Genomic DNA, 13,878 nt, shown 5'->3' with positions numbered 1-13,878 from the left:
CCGACGAAGGCTGCCACTCGGAGTGTGGTGCCCGGACCGGCACCAGGCACCGAGGTCCGGAGGGGTCGCAGCGCGCGACCCCTGCGACCCGAGGTGGGGTGCTACCCGCTCACCGAGCAGTAGTCGCTTGTGGCCAGCGCCGGGGACGCGACCAGCAGCGACGCCGCCGCTCCCGCAACCGCCGCGGCAGCCAGGCCCCTGCGGGCCGGTCTGGTGATTTCCACCGTGCCTCCTGATGGGTGTTCTCGGCCCCGCGAAGTCGGGGACGCCTCGTGTGGTTGTCCAGGCCTACGGCGATGCCAAGGAAACGCCAACCCGTGCTGGGCAACCTGATGACCAGGCCGTGCGCGGGGTGCGGTCGGCATGGAGGTCATCGCATGGAGTTCCGGATCCTCGGTCCGCTGGAAGCGTCCGTCGAAGGAACGCCCCTGCCGCTCGGCGGACGCCGGCAGCAGCGGATACTGGCCGCGCTGCTGCTGCGGGCCGGCCGGGTGGTCCCGGCCGACAGACTGGTCGACTGCCTGTGGCCGCTGCGGCCGCCGGCCACCGCGGCTAGTCAGATCCGCAACTGCGCCGCGGCCCTGCGGCGCCAGCTCGTCGCCGCCGGCCTGCCCGAGCGCTCGCTGGTACGCCGGCCGGGGGGTTACCTGCTGACGGTGGATCCCGGCGCGCTGGACCGGACCCGGTTCGACGACGAGGCCCACCGGGCTCGGCAAGCGCTGGCCGCGGGTCGCGCGGCGGAGGCCGTCGGGGCCTTCCTGCGGGCCGAGAGCCTGTGGCGCGGACCCGCCATCGCCGGGCTCGCCGATGGCATGCTGGAGCCGGAGGCCATGAGCCTGGAGGAGTCGCGGCTTCAGGTGATCGAGGAACGGCTGGAGGTCGAGCTGAGTCTGGGCCGGCACGCCCGTGCCGTACCGGAGCTCACCGCGCTGGCCCGCACTCATCCCGGCCGTGACCGCCTGCAGGCGGCCCTCATGGTCGCGCTCTACGGCAGCGGGCGGGGTGTCGACGCGCTGGCCTCCTTCGACCGACTGCGCTCGTCGCTGCGCCGTGAACTCGGCCTGGAGCCGAGCCGGCGGCTGCGGGACCTGCGCCAGGCCATCCTCACCGAGGACGAGGCCCGGCTGCCGCCGATGGGCGGGTGGGGGCCGGCGCGTGACGGTGAGCCTCATCGGGGGGCATCTCCTCTTCGTCCCGGAGGATGGTGACGAGATGCAGCTTGGGCAGTCGAGACATCAGCAGAGCATCGTCACCGCACCGCGGCCCGGGCAGCCATCCGTGTCGGACCGGCCTCGGATGGCGACGATGCCGGGCGCGAGTGCGCGGCGGCTTCGACAGGTGGCGTGCTTCAGGCCTGCGGCCGGACGACGCCGTTGTCGTACGCGAATATGACGGCCTGGACCCGGTCCCTAGCACCGATCTTGGCGAGGACCCGCCCGACGTGCTTCTTCACGGTCGATTCGGTGAGGGTGAAGCGTTGGGCGATCTCGGTGTTCGTGGCACCCTGCCCGATCGCCTCGAGAACCTCCCGCTCCCGCTCGCTGAGCGTGGCCAGCGAGGGATCCGTCGGCGACGCCGAGGCGGAATCCTCCAGGTAGGCGTCCATCAGCTTGCGGGTCAGGCTGGGAGCCACCACCGAGTCGCCACTCGCGACGGCTCGGATACCGGCGATCAACTCCTCCGGGCGGGCGTCCTTGAGCAGGAAACCGCTCGCGCCGGCGCGCAACCCGGCGTAGACGTATTCGTCCAGGTCGAATGTGGTGAGGATCAGTACGCGGGTGCGCGAACCGGCCCCGATGATCCGGCGGGTGGCCTCGATGCCGTCCATGCCGGGCATGCGCACGTCCATCAGCACCACGTCGGGCCGGATCCGTTCGACCATCCGCACCGCCTCGGCGCCGGTCGAGGCTTCGCCCACCATGCTCATCCCGGGCGTGCCGTCGAGCAACATCTTGAAACCCATGCGCTGCAAGGGCTGGTCGTCGGCGATCAGCACCGTGGTCATGACGGCTCCCTGAGTACGACGTCGACCAGCCAGCCCTGCTCGGCCGGGCCGGCGGTCATCACGGCGCCGTACATGGCGGCGCGTTCCCGCATGCCGACCAGGCCGTGGTTCGGTGCGGCGGGTGCGCCCCGGCCGTTGTCGCGTACGCGTACCCGTACCTCTCCGTCGGAGGCAGTGACAGTTACCTCCGCGGCCGCGCCGCGCCCCGCGTGTTTGAGGGTGTTGGTGAGCGCTTCCTGAACGATGCGGTAGACCGCGAGCTGCACGCCTCGGCCGAGGGTGTGCAGATCGCCCGAGGTGGAGTACGTGACCGCCAGCCCCGCCCCCCGCACACTCGGCAGCAGCCGGTCGAGATCGTCGATGCCGGGCTGTGGGCTCAGCTGCGGATCGGCGCCGTCGTCGCGCAGCACGCCCAGCACCCGGCGCAACTCGGCCAACGCCTGCCGGCCGGTCTCCCCGATCAGCCGGAGCGGTTCGGCGGTCTGCTCGGCCCGCGAGGTCGCGAGCGCGGCACCGCCGTCGGCGAGACCCACGATCACCGACACGTGATGGCCGACGATGTCGTGCATCTCGCGCGCCACCCGGGCCCGCTCGCCGGCCACGGCGAGGCGGGCCCGCTGGTCCCGCTCGACCTCCAGGCGAGCGGCGCGGTCCTCGAGAGCGGTGAGGTACGCCCGGCGAGTGCGCAACGCGACACCGGAGGCGACGGCGGCTGCCACCGTGCCGAGTACCAGCAACAGGGTGAAGGTCCGGTTCTCCTCGACCGGTTCGAACAGGTAGATCTCGGCGACCAGCAGCGCCACGGTGATCCCGGCGGCCCAGGCCAGCGCCCGCCACGAACTGCGGGAAGCCACCGCGAAGAGCATCACGAGGAGGATCACCCCGGCACCGACGCCGACGCCGAGCCATCCCTGGACCATCACGGTGGCGGCGGTGACCAGGAACGCCGGGAACGGCTGCCGCCGCCGCCAGTACAGCGGCGGCAGCAGGACGACTGTCGCGATCGTCGCCGACAGGGGCTTCTCGATCAGTTTCGGGATGCTGAAGAGCACGATCGGGACGGCCACCAAAGTGTCCGTGGCCCACGGGTGGCGTCGGTCGAACGCCCGCAGCCACCCCTGCCGGTCCACCAGCCAATCCTGCGTGCTCATCAGCCGATTCTCCCGTACCCACCGGTCCTCATGCCCCTTTCCCTTACGCGTCGGTCTTCTTGAGCCGATACGCCGCGCAGGCGAGGGCGACGACGACGTAGCCGGCGAAGACTGCCAGACCGGTCCACGGCGCCAGGGTGCCGTTCCCGTGGGTCAGCGCCATCACGGCGCTGCCCGCGTTGCTCGGAAGGTAGGGAGTGATGGCCTCGGAGAAGTCGTCCGGCAGCAGCGCGGCGAGACCGGGGACGATCAGCAGCAGGCCGGCGAGGATGGCGATGGCGCCAGCGCTGGAGCGCACGAGCATGCCGAGCGCGACGCCGAGCACCGCGACCAAGCCCAGATAGAGGCCGCCTCCGATCAGGGCCCGCAGCACGCCGTCGTCTCCGAGGCTCAGGCCGCCGACCTTGTCGTTGAGGACGGCCGACCCCAGCGCGAACGCCGCGAAGGCACCGGCCGTCATCGTGACGAAGGCGGCGAGTCCGGCCACGAGGCTCTTCGACCACAGCACCGGCAGCCGGCGTGGCACCGCGGCGAGGGTCGCCCGGATCATGCCGGTGGTGTATTCGCCCGCCCCCAGCAGTGCGCCGAGCACTCCGACGGCGAGGGCGGCCAGGGCGCTCCCGGACAGGGCCAGGTCGACGGACGTCATGCCGTCACCCGAGAAGGACGCCGAGGCGATCATGCCGAACGCCACGAGCAGGAGGACGGAGACACCTGTCGTGATCCAGGTGGATCGGAGTGAGGAGAACTTGGTCCATTCGGCGGCGACAACGCCGCCAGGGGTGATCTTCATCGGGCAGCCTCGTATTCGACAGCGTCGCGGGTCAGGTCCATGAACGCCTCTTCCAGCGAGGCGCTCTGCGGTGTGAGTTCGAAGAGCGGGATGCCGCGCCTGGCGGCTGCCAGTCCGATCTCTCGGGCCGAGCATCCGGTGACGACCAGTTCCTCGGCGCCGGTCGAGGTGACCGTGACGCCGGGGCCGCCGATCAGCGTGCGCAGCTCGTCGGGGGCGGCGGTGACGACCCGGACGCCCTCCGAGGTCACGAGGTCGGCAACGGTGGTGTCGGCGAGCAGCTTGCCCCGGCCGACGATGACCAGGTGGTCGGCGACCAACGAGACCTCGCTCATCAGGTGCGACGACAGCATCACGGTGCGACCCTCGGCGGCCAGGCCGGCGAGCAGGTTGCGCACCCAGAGGACACCTTCGGGGTCGAGACCGTTGACCGGCTCGTCGAGCATCACCACGGCCGGGTCGCCGAGCAACGCGGCGGCGATGCCGAGCCGCTGGCCCATGCCGAGAGAAAAGGCGCCGACCCGCTTGTGGGCGACGGCGGTCAGCCCGGCAAGGCCGAGCACCTCGTCGACGCGGGAGCGCGGGATGCCGTGCGTGCGGGCCATCGCGAGCAGGTGGCTGACCGCCGTGCGGCCGGGGTGTACGGCCTTGGCCTCGAGCAGCACGCCCATCTCGCGCAGCGGGGCTGTCGCCGACGCGTACGGCTTGCCGTTGACCAGCACGTCGCCCGAGTTCGGCGCGTCGAGGCCGACGATCATTCGCATGGTGGTCGACTTGCCTGCACCGTTCGGGCCGAGGAAGCCGGTGACCTGACCGGGCTTCGCGGTGAACGACAGGCGGTCCACGACCGTCTTGGCACCGTACCGCTTGGTTAGTTCGCGTATCTGAATCATGCCGCAACGCTAAATTGCGGCTGGGTCGGGATCGTGGCACCACGGTCGGCACTTCGAGGTCGTCGGTGGTACCCAGGTGCCATTCGGCGGCGAAATGTGGGCCGCGTCGAAAAACCTTCGACCTGATTCTCCGCATCCATCCGCACTCCGACACAACGGGTACTCGATCGCGCCGAACGGCCCATGGATGACGAAGGAAACCCGTCGGGCGGTCGACCGACACCGGGCGCTGTTGAGGTGATTCCGCTCGCCGCCGTCAGTCGAATGCCATCGTCGCGACATGGTTTTGTCGGATAGCTCCAGGGGATGCTGCCGCGGCAGTCGTGCTGCTGCACGAGTGGCACCTGGGTACCACCGACAGCAGCGAAGTGTCGACCGTGGTACCCCGATCGTGGTTCGGCGAGAACCTAGCGTTTGCGGCATGACACAGGTACATGAGCCCTCGGAGGACACCGCCGAACGGCCAGGGAGGCCGAGGATGCGACGAAGGCGATGGTTCGCCCTGGTAGGAGCCATCGGCCTGGTGGGCGCGCTGGGTACGATGCTGCCGGCCGCGTCGTCGGACAAGAAGGCGGGATCCACCGCGTCGCTGACCTGGGCGGCATGCCCGGCGGACGTCGTGATCACGGTGCCGGTCCAGGTGCAGTGCGCAAAGGTGCCGGTGCCGCTCGACTACCGCAAACCCGACGGCACCCAGATCGAACTCCTGATCTCACGGATCGCCAGCCCGAAGCCGGACAAACGGCGCGGCGTGCTGTTGCTGAATCCGGGCGGACCGGGCGGCACCGGCCTCAACCAGGGGGCCTTCCTGATCAGTCGGGGGATGCCCACCAGCGTCTCGGACGCCTACGACCTGATCGGCATGGACACCCGTGGCGTCGGGCACTCGTCCAGTGTGGGCTGCGGTCTCACCCCCGGCGAAGCGTACTGGGGCAACGTCCCGCCGTATCCGGCAGACGACGCCGCCGTGCTCGAACGGACCAAGATCGTCAAAGAGGTGGCCGAACGGTGCGCCGCCAACGACAAGGACGGCCGACTGCGGCACGTGACGACCGCGAACATGGCCCGCGACCTGGACCGCATCCGGATTGCGCTGGGCGAGAAGAAGGCCAGCTTCTACGGTGCGTCGTACGGCACGGCTCTGGGCTCGGCGTACACCTCGTTGTTCCCGGACACCACGGACCGCGTGGTGCTCGACAGCAACCTCGGCGACACCTACCTCAGTCAATCCGGCATGCGCCAGTATGGAGTCGGCTTCGAAGAGACCTTCGGTGACTTCGCGAACTGGGCGGCGGCGCGGCACGACGTGTACGGCCTGGGCCGAACCCCCGCGCAGGTCCGCGAGACCTACTTCAGAGTCGCCGAACGCCTCGACAAGACACCGCTACCCACCGGCGGCGACGGCGCCCAATTCCGGTTCCTCACCTTCTTCGGGCTCTACAGCCAGAACTCGTACGGCACCACGGCACGGTATTGGCAGGAGTTCATGAATCCCGCTGCGGCCCCGGCGCCGACCGCACCAGAGACGATGGCACCGACCGCACCAGCGACGACGACTCCAAGCGCACCGGCGACTCCTGCACCGACGTCCCCACACGACAACGCCCTGAGCGTGTTTCTCGCCGTCACCTGCAACGACTTCGACTGGCCGGAGGACGTGGAGACCTACCGGCGGGCGGTGGCCGAGGATCGCAAGCGGCTTCCGATGTTCGGCGCGGCTGGAGCCAACATCACCCCCTGCGCCTACTGGAAGTACGAGCCGTCCGAGCCGCCAGTGAAGATCAATGATGAGGGACCGGCCAACGTGCTGATCCTGCAGAACCGCCGCGACCCGGTTACGCCGCTGGTGGGCGGAAAGCTGCTGCGCGAGAAGTTCGAGAAGCGCTCCGCGCTGGTAACCGTCGACGCAAGTGGGCACGGCGTCTACTTCACCGGCGACAACGCCTGCGCGCTGGGCATCACCACGAAGTACCTGGTCGAGGGCGAATTCCCCGCCAAGGACGTCACCTGCGCTCGCAACTGACCTGAGGATTTCCATCCCGGTCGGTACGGAGGCCCGCGCCGCCTGCACCCGAGCAGGAGTTGGCTCCTCACCTGCAGCGACGTGTGGATTTGTCCGTGCACGGCGATTGGTCGCGGCCGTCCGGTTCAGCGTATTGGCGCTCCTTCGAGTGCCGGGGAGGTACCCGTGTTCCAGCAGTGGCAACGCCGTCGCGCCGAGAGGCGTGTCAAGCCCGGTGACGGCCGGGAGCTCCAGCGCTTCCGGTGGTGGCAACTGCCCGGCCGCGCCCTCCTCTACCTCGATCACACCGACCAATCGGGTCGGCCGTCCCAGTACGCGGTGGATGTGCGGCACTGGGGCGGCCAGTCCTCCGGCGAGGTCAAGGCCCAGCTGTACCGGGACGGGCGTCAGCAGGCGACGGGGAAGATGCCAATCGCCTTCCCCGTCGAGGGTGGCGTGATCGAGGTGGCGATGAGCGGCTTCGGGATCAAGCGGTGTCACTTCGTGTCGGAGAACGGGACGGAGCGGCAGCTCAGGCCTGACGCACGGTCGCCCGAGGGGCGACGCGCACGTCTCGAACGGAATCATCCCGCTGCAAGCCGCGTCATCGGGGCGGTGTCGATCCTGGTGCTCCTGGTGGGTGTCGGACTGCTGATCCAGCAGATCGTCGTGCCGCTCTCGGCGATCCCGCCCGTTGCCGACCGCTTCGGGAACATTGAGCCGCTGATCAGCCTGCCGCTGTGGCTCAACATCACGCTGGGCATCGCGGCCGCGATCGCCAGCACCGAACGCGCGTTGCGCATGCGATACCACTGGCTCCTCGACGCGGCAGGAAACTGACCATGACCACCGACGGGAGGCAGGCGATGACGAACGGCCTGCGTCTGACCCACCCTGCGACCGGGCGTGGAGAAGGAAGACCTGCAGGCCGAGCCGCCCGATTCGCTTGTGGCAGCCAATAGCAGATGTGAGGAGAGTGCGGTGCAGGCACTTATCGTCGATCACGCGGTGTCGGGCGGCCTCCGCCTCGGTGCGGCGCCCGATCCTGTCCCGCGGCCGAACGAGGTGCTCGTCTCGGTGTCGGCTGTGTCGCTCAACTACGGCGACATCCAGGACAACGTGGATAACGCGCCGGACGGCAGCGTCCCCGGTTGGGAGGCGGCCGGCGTCGTCGTGCAGGAGGCGGACGACGGCAGCGGTCCACCGGTCGGTACCCCTGTCGTCTCGTTCGGCTGGACCGGCGGATGGGCGAAGCTGCGCGCCGTGGACACCGCATTTCTCGGCGTGGTGCCGGTCGAGGCGGATCTGGGTGCGATGGCGACCGTTCCGGTTGCGGGCGTCAGCGCGCTGGCGGCGCTGGACCGGATCGGGCCACTGCTCGGGCGTCGCGTTCTGGTGACCGGGGCGACCGGTGGGGTCGGCCGTTACGCGGTGCAGCTCGGGCGACTCGGTGGTGCCGAGGTGTTCGCCATGACCGGCGACCCGGCCCGCCACGGCGCGACGCTGCGCACGCTCGGTGCCGACGCGGTGGTCTCCTCGCCCGCCGAGGTCGACGGTCTGCTCGACGGCGTGGTCGACGCCGTGGGTGGCCGGGTGCTGGTCGAGGCGTTCGCCCGGCTGACGCGAAACGGGACCCTCGTCGCGGTCGGACACGTCACCCAGGAGGCGGAGACGTTCCCCGTCGGGGCGCTGCTGAGCAGACCGGGACAGGACAATCGCTCGATCGCCACCTTCCTCATGCCGGAGGCGACCGACGTCGGGCGTGGGATGACGTGGCTCGCCGGCCGGGTCGCCGCCGGTGCCGTGGACCCGGGGATCGCCTGGCGCGGCGACTGGACGAGCGTCGCCGAGGCCGTCGAGCTGCTGCGTAGCCGCGGCCTCAGCGGCAAGGCCGTCCTGGATCTCGGGTAGAGCCCACACCCCCGCTGCGGCAGAGCATGATCGCGGCTGCGAACCACCCAACCCCGCGAGTCAACTGAACCCGGGCAGTCCAGGTTCGTCGTCGGCTGTCGACCCGGGTCCTTGTTTCAGGGGAGCTGTTGTTGGGAGAGGAGGAGGTTGGTGCGGCGTAGGACATCTAGTTGGGCGCGGTTGTAGAGCTGTTGCAGTGCCTCGCTGACGGTTTCTTCGACGAAGCGCTTGCTGTGCGGGGTGCCGGCGTTGGTGATGCCGATGCCGGCGTGCTCGCTGTACAGACCACGTACGTAGGGGACCAGGCTCTGCGCGAGCGCGGCGCGAGTTTCCTCGTCGGCGTCGGCGGGCAGGTGGGTGAACTGCAGGGCAGCGCTGTCAACGACCGGTTGTTGCAGCATGTCGGCCCAGGCCTGCAAGGCTTGTGGCCCGAGGACCCGGCTCAACACCGTGACGAATGATCGATCGGCGGTGGGCAGGTTGGTCACCGCGGTCGCCGCGGTGAACTCGGACGGCAGATCTGTCGGTGCGGCTTGACGCAGGATGAGGCCGAGCTCGACCCGGGCGCGCTGTAGCCGTTCGATCGTGGCGGCGAGTTCCGCATCGAGGGTGCGCAGGGCCTCCGCGGGGTGATCCTCGGTGTCTGGCATGGCAGCGATCTGGGACAACGAGAATCCCAGCTCCGTCAGGCGTTTGATACGCAGGATCCGGACGAGGTGGGCAACTCCATATTGTTTGTAGCCGTTGGCCCGCCGGTGCGGTTGCTCCAGCAGACCTATGTCGTGATAGTGACGCACCGCGCGCAGGCTCGTACCAGCGAGCTGAGCAATCTCACGGGTGCTCCAGGCCACGCCGCCCCCTCAAGCCTAAGGTGAAGTCAGTGGCGCTGATCCGCCGCGGAAAGCGCCATTGACGGCGATGCCGCAGCGGCACAGTCAACAGGTTTGCCACCGGAAAGCCGAAGTGCGTTCCTGATCACACCCAGAACGACTTGAGTGTGCCGTTACGGCCGAGTGTTTCCTGGACGGCACCTACCTGCGCTGTCCGATCTTGGAGCCTCTCTCATGATTTTGCCCGACTCTGGCTCACCCAGGGCCCGACTCGCCCCATCCTCTCGTCGGCGCCGCGCCGATGTCGTCGGGGCCGCACTGGGCGTGACAGCGGTGATCGCATCGCTGACTGCCTGCACCAGCGCCCCGACTCCGGCTGGCACGACGCCGCAGTCGGCCGTGGGCGGACTGGATACCTTCTACGGCCAGAGGTTGTCCTTCGGTTCGTGTGAGGGTTTCGGCACCACCCCTGGTGAGAAGAAGCAATTCGTCGCTCCCTTCGAGTGCGCCCGGTTGGAGGTGCCCCTGAACTACGGGGACCCCAAGGGCCAGACCATGCAGGTCGCGGTGCTCCGCCTACCCGCTCAGGGGGACGCGGGGCAACGTATCGGGTCACTGGTGCTCAACCCGGGCGGCCCGGGTGGATCGGGCATGAGTCAGGCGACGGTGTTCGGAGCCGCGTTCGCGAAGAGCCCGTTGCTGCAGCGGTTCGACGTGGTCGGGTTCGACCCGCGCGGGGTCGGATCGTCGACCCCCGCGATCAGTTGCTTCACCAACGAGGAACGTGATCGTGGTGAGGACCAGACGACGCTGTTGGCATCTGCGGGGCAGTGGAGCGCGGACGACACCCGTGAACTCGCGCAGCGCTGTGCGAAGGGTTCGGGCGGTGAACAGGTTCTGTCCGCTGTCGGTACCCGCAACGTCGCCCGCGACATGGACGTTCTGCGTGCGGCGTTGGGCGAGGAAGAGTTGACCTTCGCCGGGCAGAGCTACGGCACCCGCCTCGGCGCGGTCTACGCCGAGATGTTCGCCAAGAACGTCCGGGCCATGGTCCTGGACGGTGTGCTCGACCCCACCCTGGAGAACCCTCAGCGGCGGCTCACGCAACAGGCCGGCTTCCAACAAATCTTTCAGCAACTGGCAGCCTCGTGTGCCAAGAGCAAGGACTGTCCGCTGGGTAGCGACCCCAGCCAGGCCACGGCCGTCTTCCAGAAGCTGGTCCAGCCGCTGATCAACAAGCCCATCCCTGCTGGCGAGGGTCGCACGCTGAACTTCAATCAGGCGACCGGAGGCATCACCGCCGGCCTCTACTACTCCGAGGCCTGGCCCGCGGTCATCAAGGGCCTCACCCAGCTGGAGCAGGGCGACGGGAAGCTGCTCCTGGCCATCTACGAGCAGTTCGGCGGCCGGGAGCCCTCCGGTGCCTGGACCAACTACCTCGAGGCCAACCTCGCCATCAACTGCAACGACGAAGTGCGCCGCACCCCCGAGGAAGAAGCCCGGCTACGCGCCGACATCATCAGGACCAGCCCCTACCTGGCTACCGGCGAGAAGGTCGAAGGAGTCACCCGCGACGCGTGCGAGTCGTGGCCCGGCAAGCCCAGCCTCGGCATCCCCTACGCCCGGGACGTCAAAGACCTGCCCGACACCCTGATCATCTCCGTCACCGGCGATCCTTCCGCCCCCTACGCGGCCGGCCAGGTCCTGACCGACTCCCTCGGCGGCACCATGCTCACCGTCGAGGGCGCCAGGCACACCGTCGCCCAGGCAGGAATCAACCCCTGCGTCAACGACGTCTTCGCCGACTACCTCATCAACCTCAAGCCCCCCGGCAAGGATCAGCGCTGCCGCCTCTGAGTAGGACTGTTGGTTCCCTTTGAGGGACCAGGTGCACCGTCCTCCGAGACGGGGAGGAGCCCCATCCGCTTTCCGAGGAAGCCATTATCGACAAGCCCATGAGGAACGCCATGACTATGGATGCGCTCGGCCAGCTGGCCCATCTCCTGCATCAGCGTCTGCCTGGTGACCGGGTGAGCAGGCCGGGGGATCTCGCCTACGACAGCGCAGTGGATCTCTGGAACGGTGCGGTCGTGACGCGCCCGGCCCGGGTGGTGAGGCCCCGCGATGCGCAAGAGACGTCGGTGGCGGTCACCGCGGCGTGCCAGTGCGGTATCGGGCTGTCGGTGCGCGCTGGTGGTCACGACGTCGCGGGCCGGGCGTTGTGTGACGGCGGCCTGGTGATCGACCTCGGTGCGATGCGCGACATGCAGATCGTGAACGGTGACGCTGTGGCCGGTGGTGGAGTCCGGGCGGCCGACGTGGTGGCGGCCGCAGCGCCACACGGTCTGAACGTGGCCACGGGGACCGCCGGCGTTGTCGGCATGGCCGGGTTGTCTCTCGGTGGCGGTTATGGGCCGCTGCTGGGTACGGCGGGCCTGGCCGCCGACAATCTGCTGTGGGCCGAAGTAGTGCTGGCCGACGGGCGAGTCGTCCACACCGAGGACGAACCCGAACTGCTCTGGGCACTTCGGGGCGGGGGCGGAAACTTCGGTGTGGTCACCCGGATGGGAATCCGTCTGCACCGCGACCGCGGTCTCGTCGGCGGCATGATCATCTTCCCCTGGGAGGAGGCCGACGCCGTCCTCGCCCGCTACGCCGACGTCATCGCCCAAGCGCCCGACGAACTGACTCTGCTGATCGAGATGACGGTAGCCTCACAGATCGGTCCATGCCTGCTCGCCGTGCCGGTCTGGTCCGGGGAGCCACACCTGGCACAGGCGACCCTGGACAGGGTCCTACGGCTCGGCAGTCCGCTGTCGAGCACCATCGGCCCGGCCAGGCAGAAAGACCTGCTGCAACAGTTCGACCAGCAGGTCCCCCGGGGGATGCACTGGGAGATCCGTACCCGGTCGATAGCCGCTCTGACCCCCGACATCATCGACGTGCTGATCGCCGGGGCGAACACACGTCCGGGCCCCGGAGCCGGAATCGGACTCCGCCAGTTCCACGGTGCCGCCACACGCGTGGACGCCGAAGCCACCGCCTTCGGGCTTCGCACCCCGCACATCGTGCTGGAAATCTCAGCCGGCCGCGCCCCGCACGAGGACGCCGCACCCTTCCGGGACTGGGTCGAGGCGGTCAGCGCCGACCTGGCCCTGTACGCACTACCCGGGGGCTACCCCAACTTCCTCGCACCCGACCAGAACGAACAGGTCGTCCACGCCTACGGCCCGAACACGACGCGACTACTCGACGTGAAGCAACGCTACGACCCGCGTGGAGTCTTCACCGCCACACCACTACCCATCCGCACACAGGAGAACAGCCGATGACACCGAAGCCCGAGGCGGCTCGCAGCCCGAAAGCCCGACGGGCGATGTTCGTCCGTCGATGGAGAGGCGCCGCAATCGCGATTGCCGCCGCCGGGATCGTCGCCCTGATCACCGTGACAGGTGGTGATCGGGCTACCGGGCTCGTTCTCACCGTCGCCCTTCTCGTCGCCGGCTGGCTGGTGTCGCCGGTGCTGTTTCCGCGTGGCCCCGACTGGACAACCGCGCAGCAGCTTGCGCAGACCCGCGGTGTACCGCTGATTCTGTGGAAGCCCGGCTGCGCGTACTGCATCCGGCTGCGGCTGACGCTGGGCACCGCCGGCTCGCGTGCGATCTGGGTGGACATCTGGGCCGACGAGAATGCCGCAGCCGCAACCCGAAGTCTCAATGACGGCAACGAGACCACACCCACCGTGATCACCGCCGACGGTGCCCGCACCAACCCTCAGCCGGGATGGGTCAAGGCCCAGCTCAAGACGTCGTGACGTCCGGTCAGCTGCGGGCGTTACCGCCGTTCCCCGACAGGAAGGTCCCGGCACCATGACATCGCCAGCTCACGGCCAAGGCCGAGACCGATGAACGACTACCTGATCTACGAGAGCGCCATGCAGGTGGTACCGCTACTGCTGATCGCGCTCTTCCTGGACAATCGCAGTACCGCCGACACCCCCCGCTCCACCACCGGACGACGCCTACTCCGAATCCAGGACCGCTTCATCGCCGGCCTGGGCTTCATCGCCTTCTTCACCTCGATGTTCGTCCTCGCCCACGTCGTCAAGCACAGCAGCGTGACCAGCGGTATCGTCATCGCCGCCATGGGTGGAGCCACCGGACTCCTCTTCGGACTGATCTGGAAGCGCCTCAGCTGACCTCCTGCACCCGGCGTGGACACGAATCCCGTGCCGTGGCGCCGCAGCGGTGAACCGGACGGCGGCGGATCTCGTTGCAGGTGGGTGGCGTCGTC

14 protein-coding genes are annotated in these 13,878 nt (G+C 68.9%); 8 read left to right on the top strand and 6 right to left on the bottom strand.

Annotated elements, in window-relative coordinates; genetic code table 11:
* Positions 1-101: 101 nt before the first annotated feature.
* On the bottom strand, positions 102-224 hold the full coding sequence (locus ACLJN9_RS22535; protein WP_410813478.1) for a hypothetical protein: 123 nt from the start codon (positions 222-224) through the stop codon (positions 102-104).
* Between the two features lie 153 nt (positions 225-377).
* Here ACLJN9_RS22535 and ACLJN9_RS22530 point away from each other — a divergent pair, with 153 nt between their 5' ends.
* On the top strand, positions 378-1,208 hold the full coding sequence (locus tag ACLJN9_RS22530) for an AfsR/SARP family transcriptional regulator (protein WP_410813477.1): 831 nt from the start codon (positions 378-380) through the stop codon (positions 1,206-1,208).
* Positions 1,209-1,348: 140 nt separating this feature from the next.
* Here ACLJN9_RS22530 and ACLJN9_RS22525 read toward each other — a convergent pair whose 3' ends face one another.
* From ACLJN9_RS22525 to ACLJN9_RS22510, 4 genes are read right to left on the bottom strand one after another with little or no spacing between them, the layout of a single operon-like run.
* Positions 1,349-2,005, bottom strand: a complete 657-nt coding sequence (locus ACLJN9_RS22525; RefSeq protein WP_410813476.1) for a response regulator — start codon at positions 2,003-2,005, stop codon at positions 1,349-1,351.
* The gene (locus ACLJN9_RS22520) at positions 2,002-3,156 is read right to left on the bottom strand and encodes a sensor histidine kinase (RefSeq protein WP_410813475.1); all 1,155 of its coding nucleotides are present in this window, start codon (positions 3,154-3,156) and stop codon (positions 2,002-2,004) included. Before ACLJN9_RS22520 ends, ACLJN9_RS22525 begins: the two co-directional genes overlap by 4 nt.
* A gap of 43 nt (positions 3,157-3,199) precedes the next feature.
* Entirely contained in the window at positions 3,200-3,949 is a 750-nt protein-coding gene (locus ACLJN9_RS22515) for an ABC transporter permease (RefSeq protein WP_410813474.1), read from the bottom strand.
* Positions 3,946-4,842 carry an ABC transporter ATP-binding protein gene (locus ACLJN9_RS22510; RefSeq protein WP_410813473.1) on the bottom strand — a complete coding sequence of 299 codons (897 nt, stop codon included), beginning with the start codon at positions 4,840-4,842 and terminating at the stop codon, positions 3,946-3,948. The genes ACLJN9_RS22515 and ACLJN9_RS22510 overlap by 4 nt, the downstream gene beginning before the upstream one ends.
* Positions 4,843-5,320: 478 nt before the next feature.
* Here ACLJN9_RS22510 and ACLJN9_RS22505 point away from each other — a divergent pair, with 478 nt between their 5' ends.
* The 3 genes from ACLJN9_RS22505 (at position 5,321) to ACLJN9_RS22495 (ending at position 8,755) form a co-directional block, all read left to right on the top strand.
* Complete coding sequence (locus ACLJN9_RS22505) at positions 5,321-6,865, top strand: alpha/beta hydrolase (protein ID WP_410813472.1); 1,545 nt, start codon at positions 5,321-5,323, stop codon at positions 6,863-6,865.
* Between the two features lie 165 nt (positions 6,866-7,030).
* Positions 7,031-7,684, top strand: coding sequence for a hypothetical protein (locus ACLJN9_RS22500; RefSeq protein WP_410813471.1), 654 nt, complete (start codon positions 7,031-7,033; stop codon positions 7,682-7,684).
* Between the two features lie 108 nt (positions 7,685-7,792).
* Positions 7,793-8,755, top strand: coding sequence for a zinc-binding dehydrogenase (locus ACLJN9_RS22495; protein ID WP_410813628.1), 963 nt, complete (start codon positions 7,793-7,795; stop codon positions 8,753-8,755).
* A 116-nt stretch (positions 8,756-8,871) separates the two neighbouring features.
* Here ACLJN9_RS22495 and ACLJN9_RS22490 read toward each other — a convergent pair whose 3' ends face one another.
* Positions 8,872-9,606 (bottom strand): MerR family transcriptional regulator, encoded by a 735-nt coding sequence (locus ACLJN9_RS22490; protein ID WP_410813470.1) that lies wholly within the window; start codon positions 9,604-9,606, stop codon positions 8,872-8,874.
* 378 nt (positions 9,607-9,984) lie between these two features.
* Between ACLJN9_RS22490 and ACLJN9_RS22485 the strand changes: the two genes are divergently transcribed.
* From ACLJN9_RS22485 to ACLJN9_RS22470, 4 genes are all read left to right on the top strand, one after another.
* Positions 9,985-11,442 carry an alpha/beta fold hydrolase gene (locus ACLJN9_RS22485; RefSeq protein WP_410813469.1) on the top strand — a complete coding sequence of 486 codons (1,458 nt, stop codon included), beginning with the start codon at positions 9,985-9,987 and terminating at the stop codon, positions 11,440-11,442.
* Between the two features lie 110 nt (positions 11,443-11,552).
* Complete coding sequence (locus tag ACLJN9_RS22480; protein WP_410813468.1) at positions 11,553-12,917, top strand: FAD-binding oxidoreductase; 1,365 nt, start codon at positions 11,553-11,555, stop codon at positions 12,915-12,917.
* Positions 12,914-13,399: a glutaredoxin domain-containing protein gene (locus ACLJN9_RS22475; RefSeq protein WP_410813467.1), complete on the top strand. Its 486-nt coding sequence runs from the start codon at positions 12,914-12,916 to the stop codon at positions 13,397-13,399. The genes ACLJN9_RS22480 and ACLJN9_RS22475 overlap by 4 nt, the downstream gene beginning before the upstream one ends.
* A 90-nt stretch (positions 13,400-13,489) precedes the next feature.
* Positions 13,490-13,783, top strand: a complete 294-nt coding sequence (locus ACLJN9_RS22470) for a hypothetical protein (RefSeq protein ID WP_410813466.1) — start codon at positions 13,490-13,492, stop codon at positions 13,781-13,783.
* Positions 13,784-13,878: the final 95 nt, after the last annotated feature.

The sequence above is a fragment of the Micromonospora sp. 067-2 genome (genome assembly GCF_046549295.1).
In the GTDB taxonomy this organism is placed as follows: Bacteria; Actinomycetota; Actinomycetes; order Mycobacteriales; family Micromonosporaceae; genus Micromonospora.
The sequence above is the reverse complement of the archived record's forward strand: the minus strand, read 5'-3'. Positions and strand labels throughout refer to the sequence as shown.

Bases quoted from the DNA above. Each gene is read 5' to 3' on its own strand.
- ACLJN9_RS22530 (WP_410813477.1), top strand. From the start codon at position 378: ATGGAGTTCCGGATCCTCGGTCCGCTGGAAGCGTCCGTCGAAGGAACG.
- ACLJN9_RS22525 (WP_410813476.1), bottom strand. From the start codon at position 2,005: ATGACCACGGTGCTGATCGCCGACGACCAGCCCTTGCAGCGCATGGGT.
- ACLJN9_RS22520 (WP_410813475.1), bottom strand. From the start codon at position 3,156: ATGAGCACGCAGGATTGGCTGGTGGACCGGCAGGGGTGGCTGCGGGCG.
- ACLJN9_RS22515 (WP_410813474.1), bottom strand. From the start codon at position 3,949: ATGAAGATCACCCCTGGCGGCGTTGTCGCCGCCGAATGGACCAAGTTC.
- ACLJN9_RS22510 (WP_410813473.1), bottom strand. From the start codon at position 4,842: ATGATTCAGATACGCGAACTAACCAAGCGGTACGGTGCCAAGACGGTC.
- ACLJN9_RS22505 (WP_410813472.1), top strand. From the start codon at position 5,321: ATGCGACGAAGGCGATGGTTCGCCCTGGTAGGAGCCATCGGCCTGGTG.
- ACLJN9_RS22480 (WP_410813468.1), top strand. From the start codon at position 11,553: ATGACTATGGATGCGCTCGGCCAGCTGGCCCATCTCCTGCATCAGCGT.
- ACLJN9_RS22475 (WP_410813467.1), top strand. From the start codon at position 12,914: ATGACACCGAAGCCCGAGGCGGCTCGCAGCCCGAAAGCCCGACGGGCG.
- ACLJN9_RS22470 (WP_410813466.1), top strand. From the start codon at position 13,490: ATGAACGACTACCTGATCTACGAGAGCGCCATGCAGGTGGTACCGCTA.